This is a genomic window from Microlunatus endophyticus (assembly GCF_014646195.1).
GTDB classification, from domain to species: domain Bacteria; phylum Actinomycetota; class Actinomycetes; order Propionibacteriales; family Propionibacteriaceae; genus Microlunatus; species Microlunatus endophyticus.
Window position 1 is genome coordinate 120046 of sequence record NZ_BMMZ01000013.1, and the last position, 20342, is coordinate 140387.

At 66.1% G+C, this 20342-nt stretch carries 20 protein-coding genes and 1 pseudogene; 11 read left to right on the plus strand and 10 right to left on the minus strand.

Features of this window, described 5'->3' with window-relative positions; genetic code table 11:
• Position 1: 1 nt before the first annotated feature.
• The 5 genes from IEY07_RS20565 to IEY07_RS20585 form a co-directional block, all read right to left on the minus strand.
• The gene (locus IEY07_RS20565; protein ID WP_188897377.1) at positions 2-1366 is read right to left on the minus strand and encodes a glutamine synthetase family protein; all 1365 of its coding nucleotides are present in this window, start codon (positions 1364-1366) and stop codon (positions 2-4) included.
• Between the two features lie 6 nt (positions 1367-1372).
• Positions 1373-2692 (minus strand): ABC transporter substrate-binding protein, encoded by a 1320-nt coding sequence (locus IEY07_RS20570; RefSeq protein WP_188897379.1) that lies wholly within the window; start codon positions 2690-2692, stop codon positions 1373-1375.
• On the minus strand, positions 2689-3612 hold the full coding sequence (locus IEY07_RS20575; RefSeq protein ID WP_229670416.1) for a carbohydrate ABC transporter permease: 924 nt from the start codon (positions 3610-3612) through the stop codon (positions 2689-2691). The genes IEY07_RS20570 and IEY07_RS20575 overlap by 4 nt, the downstream gene beginning before the upstream one ends.
• A gap of 9 nt (positions 3613-3621) precedes the next feature.
• Positions 3622-4581: a carbohydrate ABC transporter permease gene (locus tag IEY07_RS20580; protein ID WP_188897381.1), complete on the minus strand. Its 960-nt coding sequence runs from the start codon at positions 4579-4581 to the stop codon at positions 3622-3624.
• A gap of 124 nt (positions 4582-4705) precedes the next feature.
• Positions 4706-5710 (minus strand): LacI family DNA-binding transcriptional regulator, encoded by a 1005-nt coding sequence (locus tag IEY07_RS20585; RefSeq protein ID WP_188897383.1) that lies wholly within the window; start codon positions 5708-5710, stop codon positions 4706-4708.
• A 56-nt stretch (positions 5711-5766) separates the two neighbouring features.
• On the opposite strand from IEY07_RS20585, the gene IEY07_RS20590 reads away from it, so the two are divergent.
• Genes IEY07_RS20590 through IEY07_RS20605 form a run of 4 tightly spaced genes read left to right on the plus strand, consistent with a single transcriptional unit; the run spans position 5767 to position 9779 of the window.
• Positions 5767-6945: a 5-(carboxyamino)imidazole ribonucleotide synthase gene (locus tag IEY07_RS20590; protein WP_188897385.1), complete on the plus strand. Its 1179-nt coding sequence runs from the start codon at positions 5767-5769 to the stop codon at positions 6943-6945.
• Complete coding sequence (purE, locus tag IEY07_RS20595) at positions 6938-7441, plus strand: 5-(carboxyamino)imidazole ribonucleotide mutase (protein ID WP_188897387.1); 504 nt, start codon at positions 6938-6940, stop codon at positions 7439-7441. The genes IEY07_RS20590 and purE overlap by 8 nt, the downstream gene beginning before the upstream one ends.
• Before the next feature lie 2 nt (positions 7442-7443).
• A complete protein-coding gene (locus IEY07_RS20600; RefSeq protein WP_188897389.1) occupies positions 7444-8178 on the plus strand; it encodes an EI24 domain-containing protein in 735 nt (244 codons plus the stop codon).
• Positions 8175-9779 carry an HAD family acid phosphatase gene (locus IEY07_RS20605; RefSeq protein ID WP_188897392.1) on the plus strand — a complete coding sequence of 535 codons (1605 nt, stop codon included), beginning with the start codon at positions 8175-8177 and terminating at the stop codon, positions 9777-9779. The genes IEY07_RS20600 and IEY07_RS20605 overlap by 4 nt, the downstream gene beginning before the upstream one ends.
• A gap of 6 nt (positions 9780-9785) precedes the next feature.
• Here IEY07_RS20605 and IEY07_RS20610 read toward each other — a convergent pair whose 3' ends face one another.
• Complete coding sequence (locus IEY07_RS20610; protein ID WP_188897393.1) at positions 9786-10283, minus strand: universal stress protein; 498 nt, start codon at positions 10281-10283, stop codon at positions 9786-9788.
• Between the two features lie 147 nt (positions 10284-10430).
• Here IEY07_RS20610 and IEY07_RS20615 point away from each other — a divergent pair, with 147 nt between their 5' ends.
• The 3 genes from IEY07_RS20615 (at position 10431) to IEY07_RS20625 (ending at position 13333) form a co-directional block, all read left to right on the plus strand.
• Complete coding sequence (locus IEY07_RS20615) at positions 10431-11180, plus strand: sugar phosphate isomerase/epimerase family protein (RefSeq protein WP_188897395.1); 750 nt, start codon at positions 10431-10433, stop codon at positions 11178-11180.
• Positions 11180-12283: a Gfo/Idh/MocA family protein gene (locus tag IEY07_RS20620; RefSeq protein ID WP_188897397.1), complete on the plus strand. Its 1104-nt coding sequence runs from the start codon at positions 11180-11182 to the stop codon at positions 12281-12283. Before IEY07_RS20615 ends, IEY07_RS20620 begins: the two co-directional genes overlap by 1 nt.
• A gap of 81 nt (positions 12284-12364) precedes the next feature.
• Positions 12365-13333 (plus strand): DUF817 domain-containing protein, encoded by a 969-nt coding sequence (locus tag IEY07_RS20625; RefSeq protein WP_229670417.1) that lies wholly within the window; start codon positions 12365-12367, stop codon positions 13331-13333.
• On the opposite strand, the gene IEY07_RS20630 is transcribed toward IEY07_RS20625, so the two are convergent.
• Together IEY07_RS20630 and IEY07_RS20635 are read right to left on the minus strand one after the other, a co-directional pair.
• Positions 13272-13649: a RidA family protein gene (locus IEY07_RS20630; RefSeq protein ID WP_188897399.1), complete on the minus strand. Its 378-nt coding sequence runs from the start codon at positions 13647-13649 to the stop codon at positions 13272-13274. The two genes, IEY07_RS20625 and IEY07_RS20630, sit on opposite strands and share 62 nt — an antisense overlap.
• The gene (locus IEY07_RS20635) at positions 13646-16141 is read right to left on the minus strand and encodes a glycoside hydrolase family 2 protein (protein ID WP_188897402.1); all 2496 of its coding nucleotides are present in this window, start codon (positions 16139-16141) and stop codon (positions 13646-13648) included. The genes IEY07_RS20630 and IEY07_RS20635 overlap by 4 nt, the downstream gene beginning before the upstream one ends.
• Positions 16142-16227: 86 nt before the next feature.
• Between IEY07_RS20635 and IEY07_RS20640 the strand changes: the two genes are divergently transcribed.
• Both IEY07_RS20640 and IEY07_RS24355 read left to right on the plus strand, forming a co-directional pair.
• Positions 16228-17367, plus strand: coding sequence for an acyl-CoA dehydrogenase family protein (locus tag IEY07_RS20640; RefSeq protein WP_188897442.1), 1140 nt, complete (start codon positions 16228-16230; stop codon positions 17365-17367).
• Positions 17368-17374: 7 nt separating this feature from the next.
• A complete protein-coding gene (locus tag IEY07_RS24355) occupies positions 17375-18142 on the plus strand; it encodes an AAA family ATPase (RefSeq protein ID WP_229670418.1) in 768 nt (255 codons plus the stop codon).
• 322 nt (positions 18143-18464) lie between these two features.
• On the opposite strand, the pseudogene IEY07_RS20645 reads toward IEY07_RS24355, so the two are convergent.
• Positions 18465-19061: pseudogene (locus IEY07_RS20645) on the minus strand (helix-turn-helix transcriptional regulator); the annotation flags it as partial.
• Between the two features lie 62 nt (positions 19062-19123).
• Between IEY07_RS20645 and IEY07_RS24870 the strand changes: the two are divergent.
• A complete protein-coding gene (locus IEY07_RS24870) occupies positions 19124-19486 on the plus strand; it encodes a VOC family protein (protein ID WP_188897406.1) in 363 nt (120 codons plus the stop codon).
• Here IEY07_RS24870 and IEY07_RS20655 read toward each other — a convergent pair.
• Complete coding sequence (locus tag IEY07_RS20655) at positions 19464-19625, minus strand: hypothetical protein (protein ID WP_188897408.1); 162 nt, start codon at positions 19623-19625, stop codon at positions 19464-19466. The two genes, IEY07_RS24870 and IEY07_RS20655, sit on opposite strands and share 23 nt — an antisense overlap.
• Before the next feature lie 153 nt (positions 19626-19778).
• On the opposite strand from IEY07_RS20655, the gene IEY07_RS20660 reads away from it, so the two are divergent.
• The gene (locus IEY07_RS20660) at positions 19779-20276 is read left to right on the plus strand and encodes a GNAT family N-acetyltransferase (protein ID WP_188897410.1); all 498 of its coding nucleotides are present in this window, start codon (positions 19779-19781) and stop codon (positions 20274-20276) included.
• The last annotated feature ends 66 nt before the right edge of the window (positions 20277-20342 follow it).

Here is a 20342-nt window from a genome sequence, read left to right on the forward strand (position 1 = left end):
GTCACATCCTCTCGAAGCTGCGCCGCAACTCCCAGTCGGTGACCGCAGCGCCGAAGGCGGCGAGCTCGACATCGGCCATGGTGGTGTAGTGATCGACCACGGCGTCAGAAAGGGTCTCCCGGGCGATCGCCGAATGGGTGAAGGCGTCCCGGGCGGCCAGCAGCGTTTGGGGCACCCTCGGCAGACCCGACTCGTACGCGTTGCCCTGCACCTCTGCCGGCAGCGGCAACTCGTGCTCGATGCCGTGCAGGCCGCCGGCGATCATCGCCGCCAGGGCGAGGTAGGGGTTGACGTCACCGCCGGGGACCCGGTTCTCCAGTCGGGCCGACTCGCCCTGTCCGACCAGCCGTACGGCGCAGGTCCGGTTGTCGACGCCCCAGCCGATCGCTGTCGGTGCGAAGGAGCCGTCGGCGAAGCGCTTGTAGGAGTTGATGTTGGGCGCGTAGAGCAGGGTGAAGTCGGCCATCGTCGTCAGGATCCCGGCGATGAAGTGATCGTAGAGCTCGGTCCGGCCGGTGTCGTCGGCGAAGACCAGCCGGCCGTCGGTGCCACGCAGCGACAGGTGGATGTGGCAGGAATTGCCTTCGCGCTCGTTGTACTTGGCCATGAAGGTGATCGACTTGCCGTGCTGGGCGGCGATCTGCTTGGCCGCGGTCTTGTAGACGACGTGGTTGTCGGCGGTGGTCAGCGCCTCGGCGTAGCGGAAGCCGATCTCCTGCTGGCCGGGGTTGCACTCGCCCTTGGCCGATTCAACCGTCATGCCTGCTCCGTACATGGCGTTGCGGATCTCGCGCAGCAGCGGCTCGACCGCAGTGGTGCCGAGGATCGAATAGTCGACGTTGTAGCTGGTGGAGGGCACCAGATCGCGGTAACCCTGCCGCCAGGCATCGGCGTACGGTGTGTCGAAGGCGATGAACTCCAGCTCGGTGCCCGCCAGCGCCTGGTAGCCGAGCTTCGCCAGCCGGTCGAGCTGGGTCTTCAGGATCGTCCGTGGCGACTCCACCACCGGGGCGCCGTCCAGCCAGGTCAGGTCGCACTGCACCATCGCGGTGCCCGGCTGATGGGGCAGCAACCGCAGCGTGTCGAGGTCCAGGGCGAAGATCATGTCGCCGTAGCCGCGCTCCCAGGACGAGATCGCGTAACCGTCGACGGTGTTCATCTCGATATCGACGGCGAGCAGGTAGTTGCAGCCTTCGGTGCCGTGCGCCAACACCCCGTCGGCGAAATAGCCGGCGTGCATCCGCTTACCCTGCAACCGTCCCTGCATGTCGGTGCAGCAGACGATCACGGTGTCGATCTCACCGTTGTCGATCATGGTCTGCAATCCGGCGACGCTGAGATGGCGATCGTTGCGCAGCCTGGTCATGGACGATCAGCCTACGGGATTCTCCTTGATCGTCTTGTTGATGTCGGCGAACATTGTGGGCACCGCCGTCTGCGCCGGCGCCTTGCCGTTGATGATGTTCACCCACTGGACGTTGGTGATGTCGCCGACCCGGGAGGACCAGGGGGCGATGAAGCGGACCGGGATCTTGGTCTTGGCGTTCATCTCGTACTCGACGGTTGCCGCCGTACTGTCGGCGCCGGACTTGATCAAGGACCGGTAGTACGGCCCGGCAGCCGGCTCGTAGGCGGGCGGTGCGACGGGCGCCTTGGCGAGCACCTGGGGCAGCGCCGTGGTCTCGAGGTAGCTCATCGCCTTCCAAACGGCGTCGGGATCGGTGAGATTCTTGGGCGAGCAGATGCCCTGAGGATCCAGAGGTTGTACTGCCTTGCTGACGGTCGGCATCGGGGCGAAACCCCAATCGCCCGGCTTCATCGACGTGCTGGCGAGAAATTCGACGGCCAGCCACTGGCCGCCGTAGAGCAGCCCCGTCCTGCCGCTGGCGAAGGCCGCGGTCGCATTCGCGTTCGCTTGGTCGGTCGGCATCACATACCCGGCCGTCATCAGGGACGACCACTGCTTGGCCGCGTCGATCAGCTGCTGGTCGTAGTCCAGTCGGGTCTGGTCGACGTAGCCCTGGCCGACCTTCTGGCCACCCTCGCCGACCGACAGCAGATTGGCGCCGTTGATCGAGTACAGCCCTGACGGCGCGTCCATCGTCCACAGGCCGTACGGCGATCCGTTCACGCCCTTGAGCTTCTTGATCATGCTGAACAGGTCGTCCCAGCCCCAGGTGGTCGACGGCACCGGAATGCCGGCCTTCTTGAGGTAGGACTTGTTGTAGAAGAAGCCGTAGGTGTTGGCCAGCGTCGGCAGGCCGTACAGCTTGCCCGGACTGATGTACCACGCGTCCAGGGTGTCCGGGGAGAACTTCGTCGTGTCCAGTCCGCTGCTGTGTCGTTTGGCGTAGCTCGCCCAGTTGTAGAGCAGACCCTGGCGGCCCATCGCCTCGGCGGTGTCGAGGTTGCACCAGAAGAAGTCCGGCAGTTTCTGGGCCAGCGTCAGCGAGGTCAGCTTCTGGTTGTACTCGGCGGACGGGATGTCGATCCGCTCGACGTGCTTGGCTCCGTCGGAGAAGCCGCTGAACGCCTGGTCGAAGGCGGCGTTGGTGGTGGTGTCCTCCCAGGTGAAGTAGGTGATGGCATCGGGATCTACCGAGTAGGAACTGCTCAGTCCCGAGCACCCGGTCGCGACCAGCGCGGTCACCGCGGCCACTGCGCCGGTGAGGGTCTTGAACCAGTTGTTCATTTCGTGCCGCCTCCCAGACTCCCCAGACCGGACATGAAATAGCGCTGTGCAAGGAAGAACAGCACCAGCAGCGGGAGCATGTACCAGAAGTTGGTCGCCATGTAGAAGTTGTACGGAGTCACCGCGACGCCGGCGAACGCGCCGGAGAATTCGGCCATCCCCAACGAGAGCGGGTACTTGTTATCGGTGGTCAGGTAGATCAGCGGGCTCAGGTAGTCGTTCCAGGCACCCTGGAAGCTGAGCACCGCCATGGTGATCCACAGCGGCTTGGTCAGCGGAAACATGATCCTGGTGAAGATCCGCCAGTGCCCGGCCCCGTCGATCGTCGCCGCTTCGTCGATCGAGTACGGGATCGTCTGGTAGTACTGCCTGGCCAGGAAGATGAAGATCGGATTGCCCAGGAAGGCGGGCAGGATCAGGGGCCACCAGGAGTCGTAGAGGTGGACCGCGATGTAGAAGCGGACCAGCGGGATGATGCCGACGACCGCGGGTAGGAAGATCGAACAGGTGAAGAGGTAGAACCAGACCTTCCGCCCGGCGAAGTCCACGCGGGCCAGCCCGTAGCCGACCAGCATCGACGACAACACGGCGCCGATCGTGGACAGCACCGTGATCGTGACGGTGTTGCCCAGCAGGTGCAGGAAGTTGATCTGTTCCGGCCCGTCGACGAAGTTGGACCAGATGAATTTGTGCGGGATCACATCCGGCGGCAGTTGGTTGATGTCGCCGTCGCTCTTCGGCGCGATGCTCAACATCCACACCAGCGGAAAGATCATCGAGACGGCGAGCACCACGCAGAGCAGGTACCAGGACAGCCGGGATACGTGCATCGGCACCCGGACCGACATCGGCGACTTGCGTCTGCGCGGGTCGGGTGAGTCGGAGAAGGTCGGGGTGGGATGGGTTGCCAGCGTTGTCATCGGGTCGCCTCAGTTCCGGGCATCGTTGGCGTTGTAGACCCACATCGACGAGGTCCTGAAGGTGAACGCCGTGACGATCATGACGAGGATGAACAAGAACCAGACCTCGGCCGTGGCGTAGCCCATCAGCGGGGTGTTCACGCTGCTGAAGCCGTCGGAATAGATCTTGTACATCAACAGATCGGTCGAGTTGTCCGGGCCGCCCTGGGTCAGGATCGCCACCTGGTTGAAGGTCTGGAAGGCCGCGTTGATCTGCAGGATCAACTGCAGCAGGAGGATCGGCGTGATCATCGGCATGGTGATGTGGAGGAATGAGCGCGGCCCGTTCGCCCCGTCGAGCTTTGCGGCCTCGTACAACTCGTCCGGGACGTTCTGCAGGCCGGCCAGAAAGATGATCATGGAGCCGCCGACGCCCCAGAGTCCGATCAGGATGATCGTGGGCAGTGCGCTGTGAGCGCTGCTCAGCCATTGACTGGTCGGCAGGTGCAACCAGGACAGGGCCTGGTTGGCCAGCCCGAACTGCGGGTCGAACAGGTACTTCCACATGGTCAGTACCGCGATCGAGGGCAGCACGACCGGCAGGAAGAAGATCGTCCGGAAGATCTTGACGCCGCGGAACTTCCGATTCAACAGCACCGCCAGCGCCAGCCCGAAGATCAGACTGAGCGGGACGCTGATCACCGCGAAGATCACCGTGAGCCCGACGGACTTCCAGAAGACCGGGTCCTGGGTGAGCATGTACTTGTAGTTGGCGAAGCCGACGAACTTCGGCGTGGTGATGCCGTTCCACTGGGTGAGCGAGTAGTAGGCGCTCATGATCAGCGGGTACACCACGAACAGCGCGAAGCCGAGGATCGCCGGCGCGATGAAGAGATAGCCGACCGGGTTGTTCCTGGTCAGGTGTCTGCGGCGTCCGGGCGCTGCTACGGATCGTGCGGCAGGTCTTGTCAGTAAGGCGGAATCGGCCATGGGAGTCCTCTGCGTTGAGGAATGGGTGGTCCGTGGAAACGTTTCCCTGTTTTGTGGGAAGCTACCACCGCGATTCGAGACCGGTCAATGGTTTACCTCGAAACCGGGCGGATCGGCCGCGGGATCAGGCGCCGGTGTGGAAGCGGCGACCGCGGCGATCAAGTCGCGTCGGGACCCGGATCGTACGGGCCGCGCCGGTATCGCCGTCGATCCGGCGGAAGAGCTGGGCGGCTCCCTTGGCGCCGAGATCGCTGGGGGAGTAGACCACCAGGTCGATCTCGAAGGGCAGCAGGTCGGCGAGCTCGATGTCGTCGAAGCCTGCCAGTGCGGTGCGGGAGTCGAGCGCGGTCAGCGCCTGGATCGCGCCGTAGGTCATCCGGTTGTTGTCGCTGAAGATCGCGGTCGGCGGACGACGCCGGCCGAGCAGCGCGATCACCGACTCCCGGGCGTCGTCGGCGGTGTAGTTGTGCATCGAGACCAGCTCGGGATCCACCGGGAGCCCGTGACCCTGCAGCACCTGCCGATAGGACCGCAGCCGGGTGGCGCCGGTGATGGCGGTCGGGGAACCGCCCACGTAGGCGATCCGCCGGTGCCCGTCGGACACCAGCCGGTTCAGCGCCGACTTCACTCCGGTGTGGTTGTCCAGCATCACCCTGTCGTAGCGATTGGCCACCGGCGCCCGGTCGATGTAGACGATCGGCAGGTCGCCGATGGTGATGGTCTCGTCGACCGGCTTCAGATCGTTGGAGATGATCAACAGGCCGTCGACCTGGCGGCGGACGAATTCCCGGATCAGGTCGCGCTCGGTCTCGACATCGCGTTCGGTGCTGCCGATCAGGAGAACGTGATCGCGCTGACCGGCGACCCGGCCGGCACCACTGGCCACCGCTGAGCTGAAGGGGTTGGCCAGGTCGTCGATCACCAGCCCGATCGTCGCGGTGATCTGACCGGGCCGCAGCATCCGGGCCAGCTCGTTGCGGTGGAAGCCGGTCTCGGCGATCGCCTGTTCGACCCGCGCCCGGGTCTCCGGCCTGACCTTGTCGTTCTTGTTGACCACCCGCGAGACCGTGCCGACGCCGACGCCGGCGCGCAGAGCGACATCGCGCATGGTCGGCCGGGTCGCCTGCATGCGGTCAGCTTAGGGCGTCGGCCACCGGCCGGGTAGCTCCTCTACGATCGGTACCCGTGACGTACGTGGTGGGAATCATCGGCGCCGGCCAGCTGGCCAGGATGATGCACGAGGCCTCGATCGGGCTCGGCATCGGTGTGAAGCTGCTGGCCGAGGCCGCCGACAGCTCGGCGGCGCAGGTGATCGCCGACGTCCGGGTCGGCGACTACACCGACCCCGCGACGGTCCGAGAGTTCGCCTCCGGATGCGATGTCGTCACCTTCGACCACGAGCACGTGCCGACCGCGATCCTGGAGGACCTGGAAGCCGCCGGCGTGGCGGTCCGTCCGGGACCCAAGGCACTGGTGCACGCCCAGGACAAGGCGGTGATGCGGTCCCGGCTCGGTGCCATGGGCATCCCGTGCCCGGTGAACCGGGTGGTCGGCTCGCCCGCGGAGCTGATCTCCTTCGGGGACGAGACCGGCTGGCCGGTGATCGCCAAGACCACCCGCGGCGGGTACGACGGCAAGGGAGTCTTCAAGGTCGATTCGCCCGACGAGGCGGAAGAGCCGTTCGCTTCGGGGGCGCGCGGTCCGGGGGTGGGCATCCTGGCCGAGGAGTTCATCGACTTCCGTCGTGAGCTGAGCGCCCTGGTCGTCCGGTCTCCCAGCGGTCAGGCGGTTGCCTACCCGGTCACCGAGACGGTACAGACCGACGGTATCTGCGCCGAGACCACGACCCCCGCGCCGGATCTGTCAGCCGATCTGGCGGTCCAGTGCCAGCAACTGGCGCTGCGGATCGCCCACGAGCTCGAGGTCGTCGGGATCCTGGCGGTCGAGCTGATGCAGCGCCCCGACGGCAGCGTGGTGGTCAACGAACTGGCGATGCGCCCGCACAACACCGGGCACTGGTCGATCGACGGGTCGCACACCTCGCAATTCGAGAATCACCTGCGCGCGGTCCTCGACCTGCCGCTGGGGGACCCGACCGTCCGCGACCCGTGGACGGTGATGGTCAACGTGCTCGGCGGCAGTGTCAGCGATCTGCCCGCCGCGCTGCTGCACTGTTTCGCGCGCGACCCGAAACTGCGGGTCCAGTTGTACGGCAAGGACGTCAAGCCGGGCCGTAAGGTCGGACACGTGACCGCCTACGGTCACGACCTGGCCTCGGTCAGGAGACGAGCACGCCATGCGGGCAACTACCTGATGGGCCTGCCGGACGAAAACGTGCCAGATGGAGGAGGGGCCGATGGCTGAGGGACCTGCCCGGGTCGGGATCGTGATGGGGTCGGATTCGGACTGGCCGGTGATGGGCGAGGCCGCTGCCGTGCTCGACGACTTCGGCATCCGCTATGAGGCCGATGTCGTCTCCGCGCACCGGATGCCCGAAGCCATGGTCGAATACGGTCGCACGGCGCACACCCGCGGCCTCGAGGTGATCATCGCCGGCGCCGGTGGTGCGGCACACCTGCCCGGCATGCTGGCGTCCTTGACGCCGCTTCCGGTGATCGGCGTGCCGGTGCCGTTGAAGTATCTGGACGGGATGGACTCGCTGCTGTCGATCGTGCAGATGCCGGCAGGCGTTCCGGTCGCGACCGTCTCGATCGGCAACGCGCGCAACGCGGGACTGCTCGCCGCCAGGATCCTGGCGACCGGCGACGCCTCGCTGACCCAGGCCATGGTCGACTTCCAGGACGACCTGCGCCGGGCCGCGGAGGCCAAGGGCGAGAAGGTCCGCGCCCACAACCGGTGACTGTGACCGACCGTACATCCGTCCTTGCCGAGGCGCTCGGCGGCGCGAGCCTGCTGGCCCGCGGTTTCGTGCTGGTCTTCACCCGCCGGAGACTCTTCCTACTCGGGGCGCTGCCGCCGTTGATCACCTCGGTGATCTTCCTGGCGCTGTTGATCACCGAGATCGGCAACCTGGACAGGGTCATCCCGCACTATCCGGCCTGGATCCGCGTGCTGATCGGCATCGGCGCCGTCGGTGGATCGATGCTGATCATGGTCCTGGTCTTCACGGCCGTCACCCTGGCGATCGGCGGTCCGGCGTACGAGAAGATCTCCGATCTGGTCGAGCGCGAACTCGGAGCCGCGCCGCGCGAGGTTGAGGAACCGATGGTGCGGTCGGTGCCACGGTCGATCCGCCAGTCGATCGGCCTGCTGCTGGCCTCGCTCGCCGGCGCGCTCGCCTTCGCGCTGCTCGGACTGGTCCCGATCCTGGGGCAGACCGTGATCCCAGTGCTCTCGGCGGGCTTCGGATCCTGGATGTTGATCATCGAGCTGATCGCTACGCCGTTCCAGCGGCGCGGGCTGCTCCGGATCGCCGACCGCCGGTCCGCGATGGCACGACGCCGGGCTCGTACGCTCGGCTTCGCGGTGCCGACATTCCTGTTGATGGCGATCCCGTTCATCTCTGTACTGGCCTTCCCGGCGGCCGCCGCAGGCGCGACCATGCTGGCGCGGGATCTGCTACGTTCGGATCCGTGACGTTCGCCTTCGGTTCACGTTCGGTTTCCGCAGTGGCCGGCGTTGCAGCGCTGGCTGCGAGCCTGCTCGTCGCACCCGCGGCACAAGCCCACTCAAGCGATGATCATGGTGGGCATAGGGCTGCGTCGCTGACGCCGCGGACACAATTCACGCTTGCCCCCGACGGGTCGTCCGGAGCAAGTGCGGACGGCGAGGGCATCCCGAACATCGACTCGGTGAAGTCGACGATCCGGACCTATTACGGCGATACCGGCGACGGGATCGCGGACCCGAAGCGGTCGCCCTACATCACCGAGATGGATCGGATCGTGCAGCGCGAGGAGCGCGGGCTGACGACGGCCTACCGGCATGCGGTCAGGCGGGGCGAGAAGCCGGCCCTGGTCTTCGACGCCGACGACACGACGCTATGGACCTACGACATGGAGGCCGGGGCGATGAAATTCGTCTACGACCCCGCGCTGCAGGACCAGTGGGTGCAGGGCCAGAAATTCCCTGCCACCCCGGCGATGGTCGACTTCGTCAACACCGCCGCCAAGATCGGCTTCACGATCTTCGGTCTGACCGGGCGCAACGACGATCAGAAGGCCGCCACCGTGGCCAATCTGAAGAAGGTCGGCTACACCGCCTTCAGCAGCGATCGCTTCTACACCAAGTGGACCGGCACGGGATCGTCGCAACAACCTGACTACATCACCTGTGCCACCTCCTCGTGCACGACGGTGGAGTACAAGGCGCTGACCCGCAAGCACATCGAGAGTCAGGGCTACGACATCGTCGAGAACTGGGGCGATCAGTGGTCGGACCTGCAGGGCGGCTACGCCGATCGTGCGATCAAGCTGCCGAATCCGACCTACTACCTGCCGTCGCCGGACCTGCCGGGTGTGCACGAGCCGCGACTGGCCCCGCGCACGCACTTCACCATGCTGCCCGACGGCTCCAGTGGCCGGAAGCCCGATGGTGACGGCATCCCCAACATCGATTCGGTGAAGGCCACCATCCGCATCTACTACGGCGACACCGGCAACGGCATCGCCGACGAGGATCGGTCGCCGTACATCGCCCAGCTGGACAAGATCATCGACCGGACCAGCGGATCGGTCCTCCAGCAGTGCCGCCAGGAATCCTGGCGCCACCGCAACCCCGCCGTGGTGCTGGACGCCGACGACACCACGTTGTGGACCTACGACATGGAGGCCGGGGCGATGAACTTCGTCTACGACCCCGCTCTGCAAGACCAATGGGTGCAGGCCGAGAAATTCCCGGCGACCCCGGGGATGGTCACCTTCGTCAATGCCGCTGAGCAGGCCGGCTGCACGATCATCGGTCTCACCGGACGCAACAGCGGCCAGAAGGCAGCGACGCTCGGCAATCTCGCCGCTGTCGGCTACGGGGGCTTCACCGCAGCCAACTACTACACCAAGACGGCGGGGGACAACCGCAGCACGATCGCGTACAAGTCCCAGACCCGAAAGCACATCGAGTCCCGGGCGGGCGGCGGTTACGACATCGTCGCGAACTTCGGTGATCAATATTCGGATCTGATCGGCGGCTACGCCGACCGGACGATCAAGCTGCCGAACCCGACGTACTACTTGCCCTGATCTCGTTTAGTCGGTCTCGTCCCAGGGCAGCTCACCGTTCTCGGTCGGGGTCAGAGGAATGACGATCACCGGCCGCGGCTGACGGTGGCTGAGGTGGGCCGCGACCGAGCCACCGAAGAATTCGGCGATGCCGGAGCGGAGTCCCGGGCGCCGGGTGCCGACCATGATCAGGTAGGCCTGCTCGTGCTCGGCCAGTTCCGCCAGCGCGATCGCCGGCTCGCCGAGCGGCCGGCGGAATTCGACCGGTACCTGCTTTTCCGCACAGAGCGCGGACAGCTTGTCCTTGAGGCTGTCCGGGAACGGCGTCGGTTCCTCGACGATGTCGGGGTCCAGCGGCATCGCCATGAGGGTGCCGTCGGCACCTTCGAACATGCTCATCTGGCCGGTGTCGACGAAGGCGCAGATCAAGCGGCCGCCGATCTTTCGGGCCAGTTTCGCGGCGTGACGGATCACGATGTCAGGTTGTCCCGGAGTGACTCCGACGACAATGGCGGGATCAGTCATGAGGGCCTCCTCACTAACGCACTGCTCATGGGAGATGATGGCACGTGGATGGACCCCCTCCCAACAACTGAAACGGTTCGGTAGTGTGAACGCCCGGGACATCGGGAAAGACCGTGTCTGCACTGCGTTTCTCACCGAGGAGACTTAATGCCTACTTTGGGCACCGACGTTCTGTCGGTCCAGCTCTACACCGTCCGTGAAGCCCTGTCCGAGGACGTCGACGGCGCCCTGGGTCGGATCGCCGAGATCGGGCTGAAGCAGGTGGAGCCGTTCGGGTTCCAGAACTTCTTCGACGATTTGTTGGTGGGTCTGCCCAAGTACGACCTGACCGCTCCGACCGTGCACACCAGCGTTGTCGACGCCGACGTCGACGAGATCCTCGCCGCGGCCAAGGAACTCGGCATCCAGACCGTGATCACCCCGCACTCCAATCCGGAGTTGTGGACGTCGGAGGAGGGCATCTCCGGGATCGCCGACCAGCTCAATGCGGCCGCCGAGAAGGCTGCCGGGCTCGGGCTGAGCGTGGGTTATCACAACCACTGGTTCGAGCTGGAGTCCAAGATCGACGGCAAGCACGGCCTCGAGGTCCTTGCGGCGAAGACCGCTCCGGAGGTGCTCCTCGAGGTCGACACCTACTGGGCCTACGCCGGTGGTGCCGATGTCCCGGCGCTGATCGGCCGGCTCGGCGACCGGGTGCAGTTCCTGCACCTCAAGGACGGCGACGGCACCCGCAACACCAAGACCCAGGTGGGCGTCGGCCACGGCAGCCTCCCGGTCTGGGACTTCGTCGCCGCCACCCCGAATCTCAAGTACGGCGTGATCGAGCTGGACGACAGCGAGCTGGATCGCTTCCAGTGCATCGCCGACAGCTTCAAGTACCTCACCGGAGCCAACTGATGGCGGGGAAGCGTGCGGTCGGCGTCGGCATCATCGGCGCGGGTGTGATCAGCAAAACCTACCTGGAGAATCTGACCTCGTTCCCCGATGTCGAGGTGCTCGCCATCGGCGACATCGTGCAGGACGCCGCCAAGACCCGGGCTGAGGAGTTCGGCATCGGCGCCAGCGGCGGGCCGGAAGCCGTACTGGAGCACGACGGCGTCGAACTGGTGATCAACCTGACCATCCCGGCGGTCCATGCCGAGGTGGCCAGTTCGGCGATCGCCGCCGGCAAGAACGTCTTCAACGAGAAGCCGCTGGCCCTTGAGCGAGTTTCGGCCAAGGCTCTGCTGGATGCCGCCGAGGCCAAGGGCCTGCGGGTCGGCTGTGCACCCGACACCTTCCTGGGCAGCGGTCTGCAGGAGGCCCGCAAGCTGATCGACCGCGGTGACATCGGCCAGCCGCTGTCGGCGCTGACCCTGATGCAGAGCCCCGGTCCGGAGTCCTGGCACCCGAACCCCGCTTTCCTGTTCCAGGAGGGCGCCGGTCCGCTGTTCGACATCGGCCCGTACTACTTCACCGCCCTGGTGCAACTGTTCGGCGCGGTCGAATCGGTCTCGGCGATCGGGTCGAAGTCGCGTGAGCAGCGCGTCATCGGCTCGGGCCCGAAAGCCGGCGAGACCTTCGACGTCACGGTGCCGACGCACATCAGCGCGGCGGCCAAGTTCTCCAGCGGTCAGTCGTCGCAGACGATCCTGTCCTTCGACTCGGCCGCCCGACGGATCCTCTTCGAGGTCAACGGCACCGAGGGCACCCTGGCGGTACCGGATCCCAACCGGTTCGACGGTGAGATCAAGATCATCCGCCGTACCGATGACGACTGGGAGACGGTGGCGACGACCTCGGAGCTGTCCAGCCGCGGCACCGGCGCGCTGGAGATGGCCCGGGCGATCCGGGAAGGTCGTCCGCACCGGGCCACCGGCGCGCAGGCCTACCACGTGCTCGACGTCATGGAGTCGGTGTCGGAGGCGGCACTGTCGGGTGACAACGTCAAGCTCGGCAGCACGTTCGAGCGACCGGAACTGCTGCCCGACGATTGGGACCCGAAGGCCGAAACCCTCTGATGCCCAAATACTCCGAATGACTTGCCTGATCTTCTGCTGAGAGCAGGGGAGTACGGGCCCGGTCGCCGTTAGGTTCAGACGGTGACCGGGCCCGTGCGCAGTTCTGAGCCGAACCGGGCGCTGACCGGTGTCGAACAACGGATCGAACTGCTGGCCCAGCGGCTCATCGCCCGGCTTCCGGACCGGCGTGGCAGCCGGTTCTTGGTGGCACTTCTGGTCTTCGGCGCTAAGCAGGCGTGGGCCTGCATCTTCGGTGCGGCGATGCTCGCGGTGCTGTTGGCGGCCAAGCTGTGGTATCCCGATCATGCCTGGCTGGCCCGCAACGACGCGGTCACGATCGCGGCGATGATCATCCAGGCGTTGATGATCATCTTCCGGCTGGAGACCTGGCGCGAGCTCCGGGTGGTGATGATCTTCCATGTGGTCGGCACCGGGATGGAGCTCTTCAAGACCTCGATCGGATCTTGGAGCTACTCGGCCGGCGGTGTGCTGCACCTCGCCGCGGTCCCGCTTTACAGCGGCTTCATGTATGCGGCGGTCGGCTCCTACATGGTCCGGGTCTATCGACTCTTCGACCTACGATTCACCCGCTACCCGCGGCTGTGGCTGTCGGCGCTGGTCGCGGCGGCCTGCTATCTGAACTTCTTCACCCACCACTACATCGTCGATCTGCGATGGGCCCTGATCGGCGTCGTGCTGGTGGTGTTCGGCCGCTCCCTGATGTATTTCAGGGTCTTCGGCCGTCAGCTACGGATGCCCCTGGTCCTGGCGTTCGGCCTGGTGGCGATGTTCATCTGGTTCGCCGAGAACATCGCCACCTGGGCCGGCGCCTGGTTCTACCCTGACCAGCTGGCCCACTGGGAGCCGGTCGCGCCGACCAAGCTGGCCGCGTGGTTCCTCCTGATGATCATTTCGGTGGTCCTCGTCACCTGGGTCTACCGGCCGATCCCGCCGGACCGGGTGCCCGATCATCTGAGCCCCGCTGCGCTCAGCCGAGGTACGCGACCGCTTCCAGCTCGACGCGTACGTCAGGATTCCCGAAACCGGTGACGATGGTGGTCCGGGCCGGTGGTACGGATCCGAGCCGCTTGGCGTAGATCTGGTTGAACGCCGCAAACGAGGCACCGTTGGACAGGAACGCGGTGATCTTGACGATCTGGTCGACGGTGCCGCCGGCCGCCTCGACGACCTTGATCACGTTGTCGATGGCGCCGTTGACCTCGGCCTCGAAGTCGCCGATCACGACCTTGCCCTGATCGTCGGTGGCGACCTGGCCGGACACGTAGACGAAATCGCCGGCCTTGATGCCAGGGGTGAGCGGGATGCCGGGGACGGCCGCGCCGCCCGGATTGATGGGTTCGATCATGAGGCAACGCTATCGTTCACCGATCGCAGCACCGGACGGGTGGTGAGCTGCTGCTCGTCCAGGTCCTCGGCGCCGGTGATGGTGAAGGTGTGGCTCTCGCCTGCGACCAGGGTGATCAGACCGCTGTCCACCCGGGCCGCCGGATCGAGCCGGTCCGGGAAGATCGCCAGATCCTTGACCAGGGCATGCGCTGTGACGGTCACCTGATAGCCATCGGCCGTCATGGTGGCCGTTGCCTGGTACGCCTTCTCCGGCGCCAGCAGGACCGTGGTCGTGTCCTCCGCGAAATAGCCATAGGCGACGGTGTCGTCGATCCGGGCCTGGATGAATTCCGAGTCCAGGGAGTCGGGGCTGGTGATCGTGGCATCGAGTGCAATGGTGCCGGCGGTCCGGGGCGCGACCTGCAGGCTCACCCGCTGCTCGGCCAGCACCGGGGTGCCTTCGCCGGTCGAGCGACGGGTGATCAACAGCTGGCCCGTCCAGGCATCGTCGGAGTCGTTGTGGGCGATCAGGTTCGGTCCCTGGACAGTGAGCAGCCGGTCGGCGAACACGGCGCGCAGGGCGTGCCAGAGCGGCTTGCGGATGCCGGCGTAGTCGACCGCAGCCCAGCTGATCACCGGCCAGTTGTCGTTGAGCTGCCAGACCACGGCGCCGGTGTTGATCGCCGTCTCGTGATCACCGGCAAGGCTGCGGAAATGCTCGATCCCGAAGCGTACGGCCCGGGCCTGGTTGAGCTGGGTCAGCCAGTGCCAGTCGTCGATGGCGATCTGGGGTTCGGTTGCCCAATGCGGAAGATGATCACCCAGACCTCTCTCCAGCTTGAGATTGCCGTCGCCGGCCTTCTGGTGGACCAGCATCTGCGGCCCGAAGGGGTCCAACGGCCGGTCATGGACGACCGAGGTCAGCGTCGACCAGGCGGGCGGCCCCTGGAAACCGAATTCGGACACGAAACGCGGCTGATAATCGGCGTAGGTGGTGTAGTCGACCTGGTTCCAGACGTCCCAGATGTGCATGGTGCCGTTGTGCTCGTCGTTGGGATGCAGATAGTCGGTGAAGGAGTAGGGGCTGGCCGCCGAGTAGGAGGTCCGCGGGTCGAGTTGGGTGACCAGTTTGGGCAGCAGGTCGCGGTAATAGCCGTTGCCCCAGGTCAAGCCGTGCAGCTGCGGCCGCCAGCCCCAGGCGATGTAGCCCCAGATGTTCTCGTTGTTGCCGTTCCAGACGGCGAGGCTCGGATGGGCCGACAACCGGGTGATCGCCTGCCGGGCCTCGGCCTCGACCTCGCTCCACAGCGGTTCAGCCTCGCTGTAGGCGGCGCAGGCGAAGAGGAAGTCCTGCCAGACAAGGATTCCGAGCTCGTCGCAGACGTTGTAGAAGTAGTTGCTCTCGTAGATCCCGCCGCCCCAGACCCGTAGCAGGTTGGCGCCGGACTCGTACGCTTGGTTGATCGACGTGCGGTAGCGGTCGGCGTCCAGCCTGGTGAGGAAGGCGTCGTCGGGAATCCAGTTGTAGCCCTTGACGTAGACCGGCTGATCATTGACGGTGATCGCGAAACCGGCGCCGCGCTGGTCCGGGGTGATCGAGATCGCGATATTGCGGAAGCCGACCCGGGCGTCGAACCGGTCGATCGCGCGCTCGCCCTTGGACAGCCGCACTGCGACCGGGTAGAGCGGCTGGTCGCCGTATCCTCGCGGCCACCAGACCTCGACGTCCGGCACTTCGACCCGGAGCGCGGTCGTCGGCGTACCAGCCGACACCTCGGCGCTGACCAGTTGACCCGCGATCTCGGTCGCCAGGGTCACCGGAGCCTGGGCAGACTCCCACTCCAGCCCGACCTCGACCTGCAGGATTCCGGTGCCCGCCTCGACGGAAGCCAGCGGTCGGACCGAGGCGAGGCGTACGGTCTGCCAGGACTCGATCCGGATCGGCTTCCAGATGCCGGCGCCGGCCAAATCCGGGCCCCAGTCCCAGCCGTAGCTGCTGGCCATCTTGCGCACCGCGTTGTACGGGTGGGAGTACGAGACCGGCAGCGCACCGAGCGCGGCCTCGGCCTCTTCGGCGGCGGTCGCCGGGGCGGCGAAGTCGATCACCAGTTCGTTGCGGCCGGGTCGCAGCACGGTGCTGACGTCGAAGCGATAGCTGCGGTGCTGGTTGGCCGTGCGGGCGATCTCGGCGCCGTTCAGCGTGACGGTGGCGAAGGTGTCCAGGCCTTCGGCGACCAGGTCGTGCCGATTCTCGGTGCCGGGCTCCCAGTCGAACTCCAGCCGGTAGCGCCAGTCGGTCCGGCCGATCCACTGCAGCAGCGTCTCGTTGTCGCCGTCGAACGGGTCGGGAATCCGGCCTACGGCCAGCAGATCGGTGTGCACCTCACCGGGGACGGTCGCCGGGATCGGCTCGACCGCCAGTTCGCTCCACTGCTGCGGCACCGGGCCGATCGCCTGCAGGGTCCAGTTGCGGTCCGCAACGCTGTCCGTCGTCAGTGAGAACGTACGCATGGGCGCGACTGTAGCGGTTAAGTTCTCAAGCCCCCGACCGGTGTACGCGTCGGGTCTACTCTGGCCGCGTGACCGACTTCAGCCAGATGTATCGCCCCAGCGAGGAGCACGAGGCGTTCCGCGCCGCGGTGCGTGAGGTGTGCGACGCCAAGGTCGCTCCGAATGCGGCCGAGGCCGACGAGTTGGCCCAGTTCCCGAAGGCGTCCTTCGAGGCGCTCCGGGCGGCAGACTTCCACGCGCCACACGTCCCGGAGGAGTACGACGGCGTCGGGGCCGATGCGCTGGCGACGGTGATCGTGATCGAGGAGATCGCCCGAGCCTGCATGGCCAGTTCGCTGATCCCGGCGGTCAACAAGCTCGCGACGCTGTGCTGGATCAACGAGGGCTCGGCGGACCTGAAGAAGACCTACCTGCCGCGGATCGCCAGCGGCGAGTCGATGGCGTCCTACTGCCTGTCCGAGCCCGAGGCCGGCTCCGATGTGGCGAGCATGACGACCCGGGCGGTCCGCGACGGGGACGAATTCGTCCTCAACGGGGTCAAGCGCTGGATCACCAACGCCGGGGTGTCGGACTACTACACGGTCTTCGCGGTCACCGACCCGGACAAGCGGACCAAGGGAATCAGCGCCTTCCTGGTCGAGAAGGCCGACGACGGGATCTCCTTCGGCGCCCCGGAGAAGAAGCTGGGCATCAAGGGCTCGCCGACCTGCGAGGTCTATTTCGACAACGTACGGATCCCCGAGTCCCGGATGATCGGCGCCGAGGGCACCGGCTTCGTGACCGCTATGAAGACCCTCGACCACACCCGGATCACCATTGCCGCCCAGGCCATCGGCGTCGCCCAGGGCGCGCTGGACTATGCGTTGGGCTACGTCAAGGAACGCCAGCAGTTCGGCCGGCCGATCAGCGAGTTCCAGGGTCTGCAGTTCATGATCGCCGATATGGGCATGAAGCTGGAGGCCGCCCGGCAGCTGACGTATGCGGCGGCGGCCAAGTCCGAACGGAAGGACGCCGATCTCGGCTACTTCGGCGCCGCGGCCAAGTGTTTCGCCTCCGATGTGGCGATGGAGATCACCACCGACGCGGTCCAGTTGCTGGGCGGCTACGGCTATACCAAGGACTATCCGGTCGAGCGGATGATGCGCGACGCCAAGATCACCCAGATCTACGAGGGCACCAACCAGGTCCAGCGGATCGTGATGGCACGGGCCCTGCTCAACCGCTGAGGTGGCGGTGATCAATCGGCTGCCGGTGCGGCGGGTGTCCGGCGTCGCCGGCCACGGACTCGATTCGCGGGCCTGGCCGATGACACTGGCTCCGGTGCGGCAGTTGATCGAGGGCGGTGTTGATCTTGATCCGGTGACGGTGCTGGTGGGAGAGAACGGCACTGGGAAGTCGACGATCGTCGAGGCGATCGCGATGGCCTACGGACTGTCGTCGGAGGGCGGCTCGACCGGGGCGCTGCACTCCACCCGGGCAACGGAATCCGATCTGTGGGAGTCGCTGCTGCTGGAGCGGAGCGCCGGCCTGCGCAAGTGGGGCTACTTCCTGCGGGCGGAGACGATGCACGGCCTCTACAGCTATCTGGAAGATCATCCGGGCAAGGAGCCGGATCCGGATTTCCACCGGCTGAGCCATGGTGAGTCGTTCATGGCGATGCTGGCGACCCGGCGGTTCCAAAAGGGCGGGTTCTTCGTCCTGGACGAGCCTGAGGCCGGACTGTCGTTTGTCAGCCAGTTGACCCTGATCGGTCAGCTTGCGGAGCTGGTCGCCGAGGGGCGTACGCAGCTGGTGATCGCCACCCACTCTCCAGTGCTCGCACGGCTGCCCGGCGCTCGGCTGCTGCAACTGGACGAACGTGGTATCACCGAGGTTGGCTGGGACGAACTCGCAGTCGTCGATCACTATCGGGCCTTTCTGGCTGATCCGGACGTCTATCTGCATCACCTGCTGCCGTCGGGAACGTTGTTCTCGAAGGGCCCTGATACTGGGCGGCGGTGAGCAGGGCGAGCTCTGTGAGTCGGGTCGCTGCCTCGGGCGGATCGGTGATCATCAGATGCTCGGCGAACTGCAGCAATTGGCGTACGGCTTCGAGCCGGTCGTAGCCCATCGTGATCCTGACCCGTTGATCATCGACCGGCTCCACCGTCCGGAGTCGGGTGCCGAGGATCCTGCGAGCGAGGTCGAGGCGATCAGAGTCCAGCAGGGCGGTGATCACGACCGAGTTCCCGCCGCGCTCCAGGTCGTCCATCAGCTCGCGGCTGACGGAGGCAAGATCAACATCCGGCCGCAGCCGGCGGGGCTCGTCGAGAACCTTCCAGCGGGTCAGGCGTTCCAGGGCGAGGAGCCGTGGCTGGTCGCGGTGATCGGCGACCAGATACCAGCGGCCGGCTCTGGCCAGGATTCCGTATGGATCGACGGTGATCGTGGTCGGCCGGCGCTGCGCGCTGCGGCGATAGCTGATCCGTAGTCGTACGCCCGACTGCAGGTCCTTGGCCAGGCCGGCCGGATCGGCGCCGACGACTTCGGAGGCGAACCAGGCCCGGTTGTCGATCATGACCAGCTCGGACAGCGGGATGGCCGCCGTTGCTGGTGCGCCGCGGGTGGCGAGCTTGCGTTGGGTGGTCGCAGTGTCGATGCCGAGCTGGGCCGCCTGGGACGGATCGAGTCCGAGCAGTCGCAGGGCGTCGACTTCCGGGGGCGTCAACCGGTTGACATCGAGTCGGGATCCGGGCAACAGCACGATGCCGCCGTGGCGCCCCTGCTCGGCGAAGACCGGAATGTCCGCCTCTGCCAGTGCCAGTACGTCACGCAGCACCGTCCGCTCGGAGACGCCGAGTTCGTCGGCAAGCTCGCGCGCGGTCATCCGCTGCCGGATCTGCAGCAGCAACAGCATGGAGAGCAGCCGTTGGGAACGCATACCGGGATTATGCTCCGAAAACCTGACGTCAATTGTCAGGTTTGCTCGTAAGACTGGCTGTCATGAGGACACCGAACCTGTTTCTGATCTACGTGACTGACGTCGAGCGGGCCACCCGCTTCTACAACGATCTCTTCGAGATCGAGCCGAGGATGATCACCCCGCGCTATATCCCGTACGAGGTCGCACCGGGCGTCCTCTTCGCACTCTGGTCGGGACGCTGCGACCAGGTGACGGAGGCGCCGCGCACCAGTGAGGTCGGATTGATGATTCCGGGCGGGGGTGTCAAGGTCGATGCGCTGTACGACGTGTGGGTCGCCAAGGGCGTGACGGTCTATCAGGAGCCGCACGACGACGTCTTCGGCCGGACCTTCATGATCACCGATCCGGACGGGAACCTGATCAGGGTGTCGCCGACCGACTAGCGGGGTCGGGTCGCCGCGTCTGGACGAGTGCGACGATGATGCCGATCACGAACCAGATCGCTCCGATCACCAGCGCGAGCCGGCTGGCCAGGACCAGCGCGATCAGTCCGATGATCACGCCGATCGCCGGCACCAGCACGCGCGTAGGCGAAGACCGAACCCGCCCGCGGGACGGCGACCGCCATCCGGGCGTACGACCAGGCGGTCAACGCCATCGCGATGGTGGCGATCACGAAGACCAGCGCTGTCGTGCTTTACGTCGGGACTGTGAACCCAGCTTAGGGTCGGGACCGTGAGTGAGCCGTCAGCAGTCGCCATCCGGACCTATCGGCCAGGCCTTGACGCAGCGGGCACCTATGCCTGCTTCCGCGCCGCGATCATCGGTACGGCCAGCGCAGATTACGACCGGACCCAGATCACAGCCTGGGCAGGACCTGCCGACGGGAACTTGGAGGCCTGGGACGCGCGCCGGAGTGCGGCACACACTTTCGTCGCCGATGCTGCCGGAACGATCGCCGGCTTCGCGGACCTCCGCGACGATGCGGTCCTCGACATGTTGTTCGTACGACCCGAGTTCGGCGGGCTGGGCCTGGCCGGGCGGCTGGTCGACACGGTGAAGCGCGCGGCGCTGGCCGCCGGACTCAAGTCGTTGACGACCCATGCCAGTCGGACCGCCCGACCAGCGTTCGAGCGTTTCGGGTTCGTTGTCGTCGCCGAGCAGCCGGACACCACGGTCCGCGGCGTCATCGTGCCGAACTACCGGATGCGCTGGGACGAACTGAGCGACTAGTGTCGCGCGTCTGAAGTTCGTTGACGGGTGGCGTGAGGCAGGATTTCGTCGGCGGGTTTGGTCCAG

What these genes read in the sequence shown, in the direction of transcription:
- IEY07_RS20615 (WP_188897395.1), top strand. Translation starts at nt 10,431, where the DNA reads ATGCCTACTTTGGGCACCGACGTTCTGTCGGTCCAGCTCTACACCGTC.
- IEY07_RS20640 (WP_188897442.1), top strand. Translation starts at nt 16,228, where the DNA reads ATGTATCGCCCCAGCGAGGAGCACGAGGCGTTCCGCGCCGCGGTGCGT.
- IEY07_RS20575 (WP_229670416.1), bottom strand. Translation starts at nt 3,612, where the DNA reads ATGACAACGCTGGCAACCCATCCCACCCCGACCTTCTCCGACTCACCC.
- IEY07_RS20630 (WP_188897399.1), bottom strand. Translation starts at nt 13,649, where the DNA reads ATGATCGAACCCATCAATCCGGGCGGCGCGGCCGTCCCCGGCATCCCG.
- IEY07_RS20585 (WP_188897383.1), bottom strand. Translation starts at nt 5,710, where the DNA reads ATGCAGGCGACCCGGCCGACCATGCGCGATGTCGCTCTGCGCGCCGGC.
- purE (WP_188897387.1), top strand. Translation starts at nt 6,938, where the DNA reads ATGGCTGAGGGACCTGCCCGGGTCGGGATCGTGATGGGGTCGGATTCG.
- IEY07_RS20580 (WP_188897381.1), bottom strand. Translation starts at nt 4,581, where the DNA reads ATGGCCGATTCCGCCTTACTGACAAGACCTGCCGCACGATCCGTAGCA.
- IEY07_RS24870 (WP_188897406.1), top strand. Translation starts at nt 19,124, where the DNA reads ATGAGGACACCGAACCTGTTTCTGATCTACGTGACTGACGTCGAGCGG.
- IEY07_RS20565 (WP_188897377.1), bottom strand. Translation starts at nt 1,366, where the DNA reads ATGACCAGGCTGCGCAACGATCGCCATCTCAGCGTCGCCGGATTGCAG.
- IEY07_RS20570 (WP_188897379.1), bottom strand. Translation starts at nt 2,692, where the DNA reads ATGAACAACTGGTTCAAGACCCTCACCGGCGCAGTGGCCGCGGTGACC.
- IEY07_RS20620 (WP_188897397.1), top strand. Translation starts at nt 11,180, where the DNA reads ATGGCGGGGAAGCGTGCGGTCGGCGTCGGCATCATCGGCGCGGGTGTG.
- IEY07_RS20635 (WP_188897402.1), bottom strand. Translation starts at nt 16,141, where the DNA reads ATGCGTACGTTCTCACTGACGACGGACAGCGTTGCGGACCGCAACTGG.
- IEY07_RS20610 (WP_188897393.1), bottom strand. Translation starts at nt 10,283, where the DNA reads ATGACTGATCCCGCCATTGTCGTCGGAGTCACTCCGGGACAACCTGAC.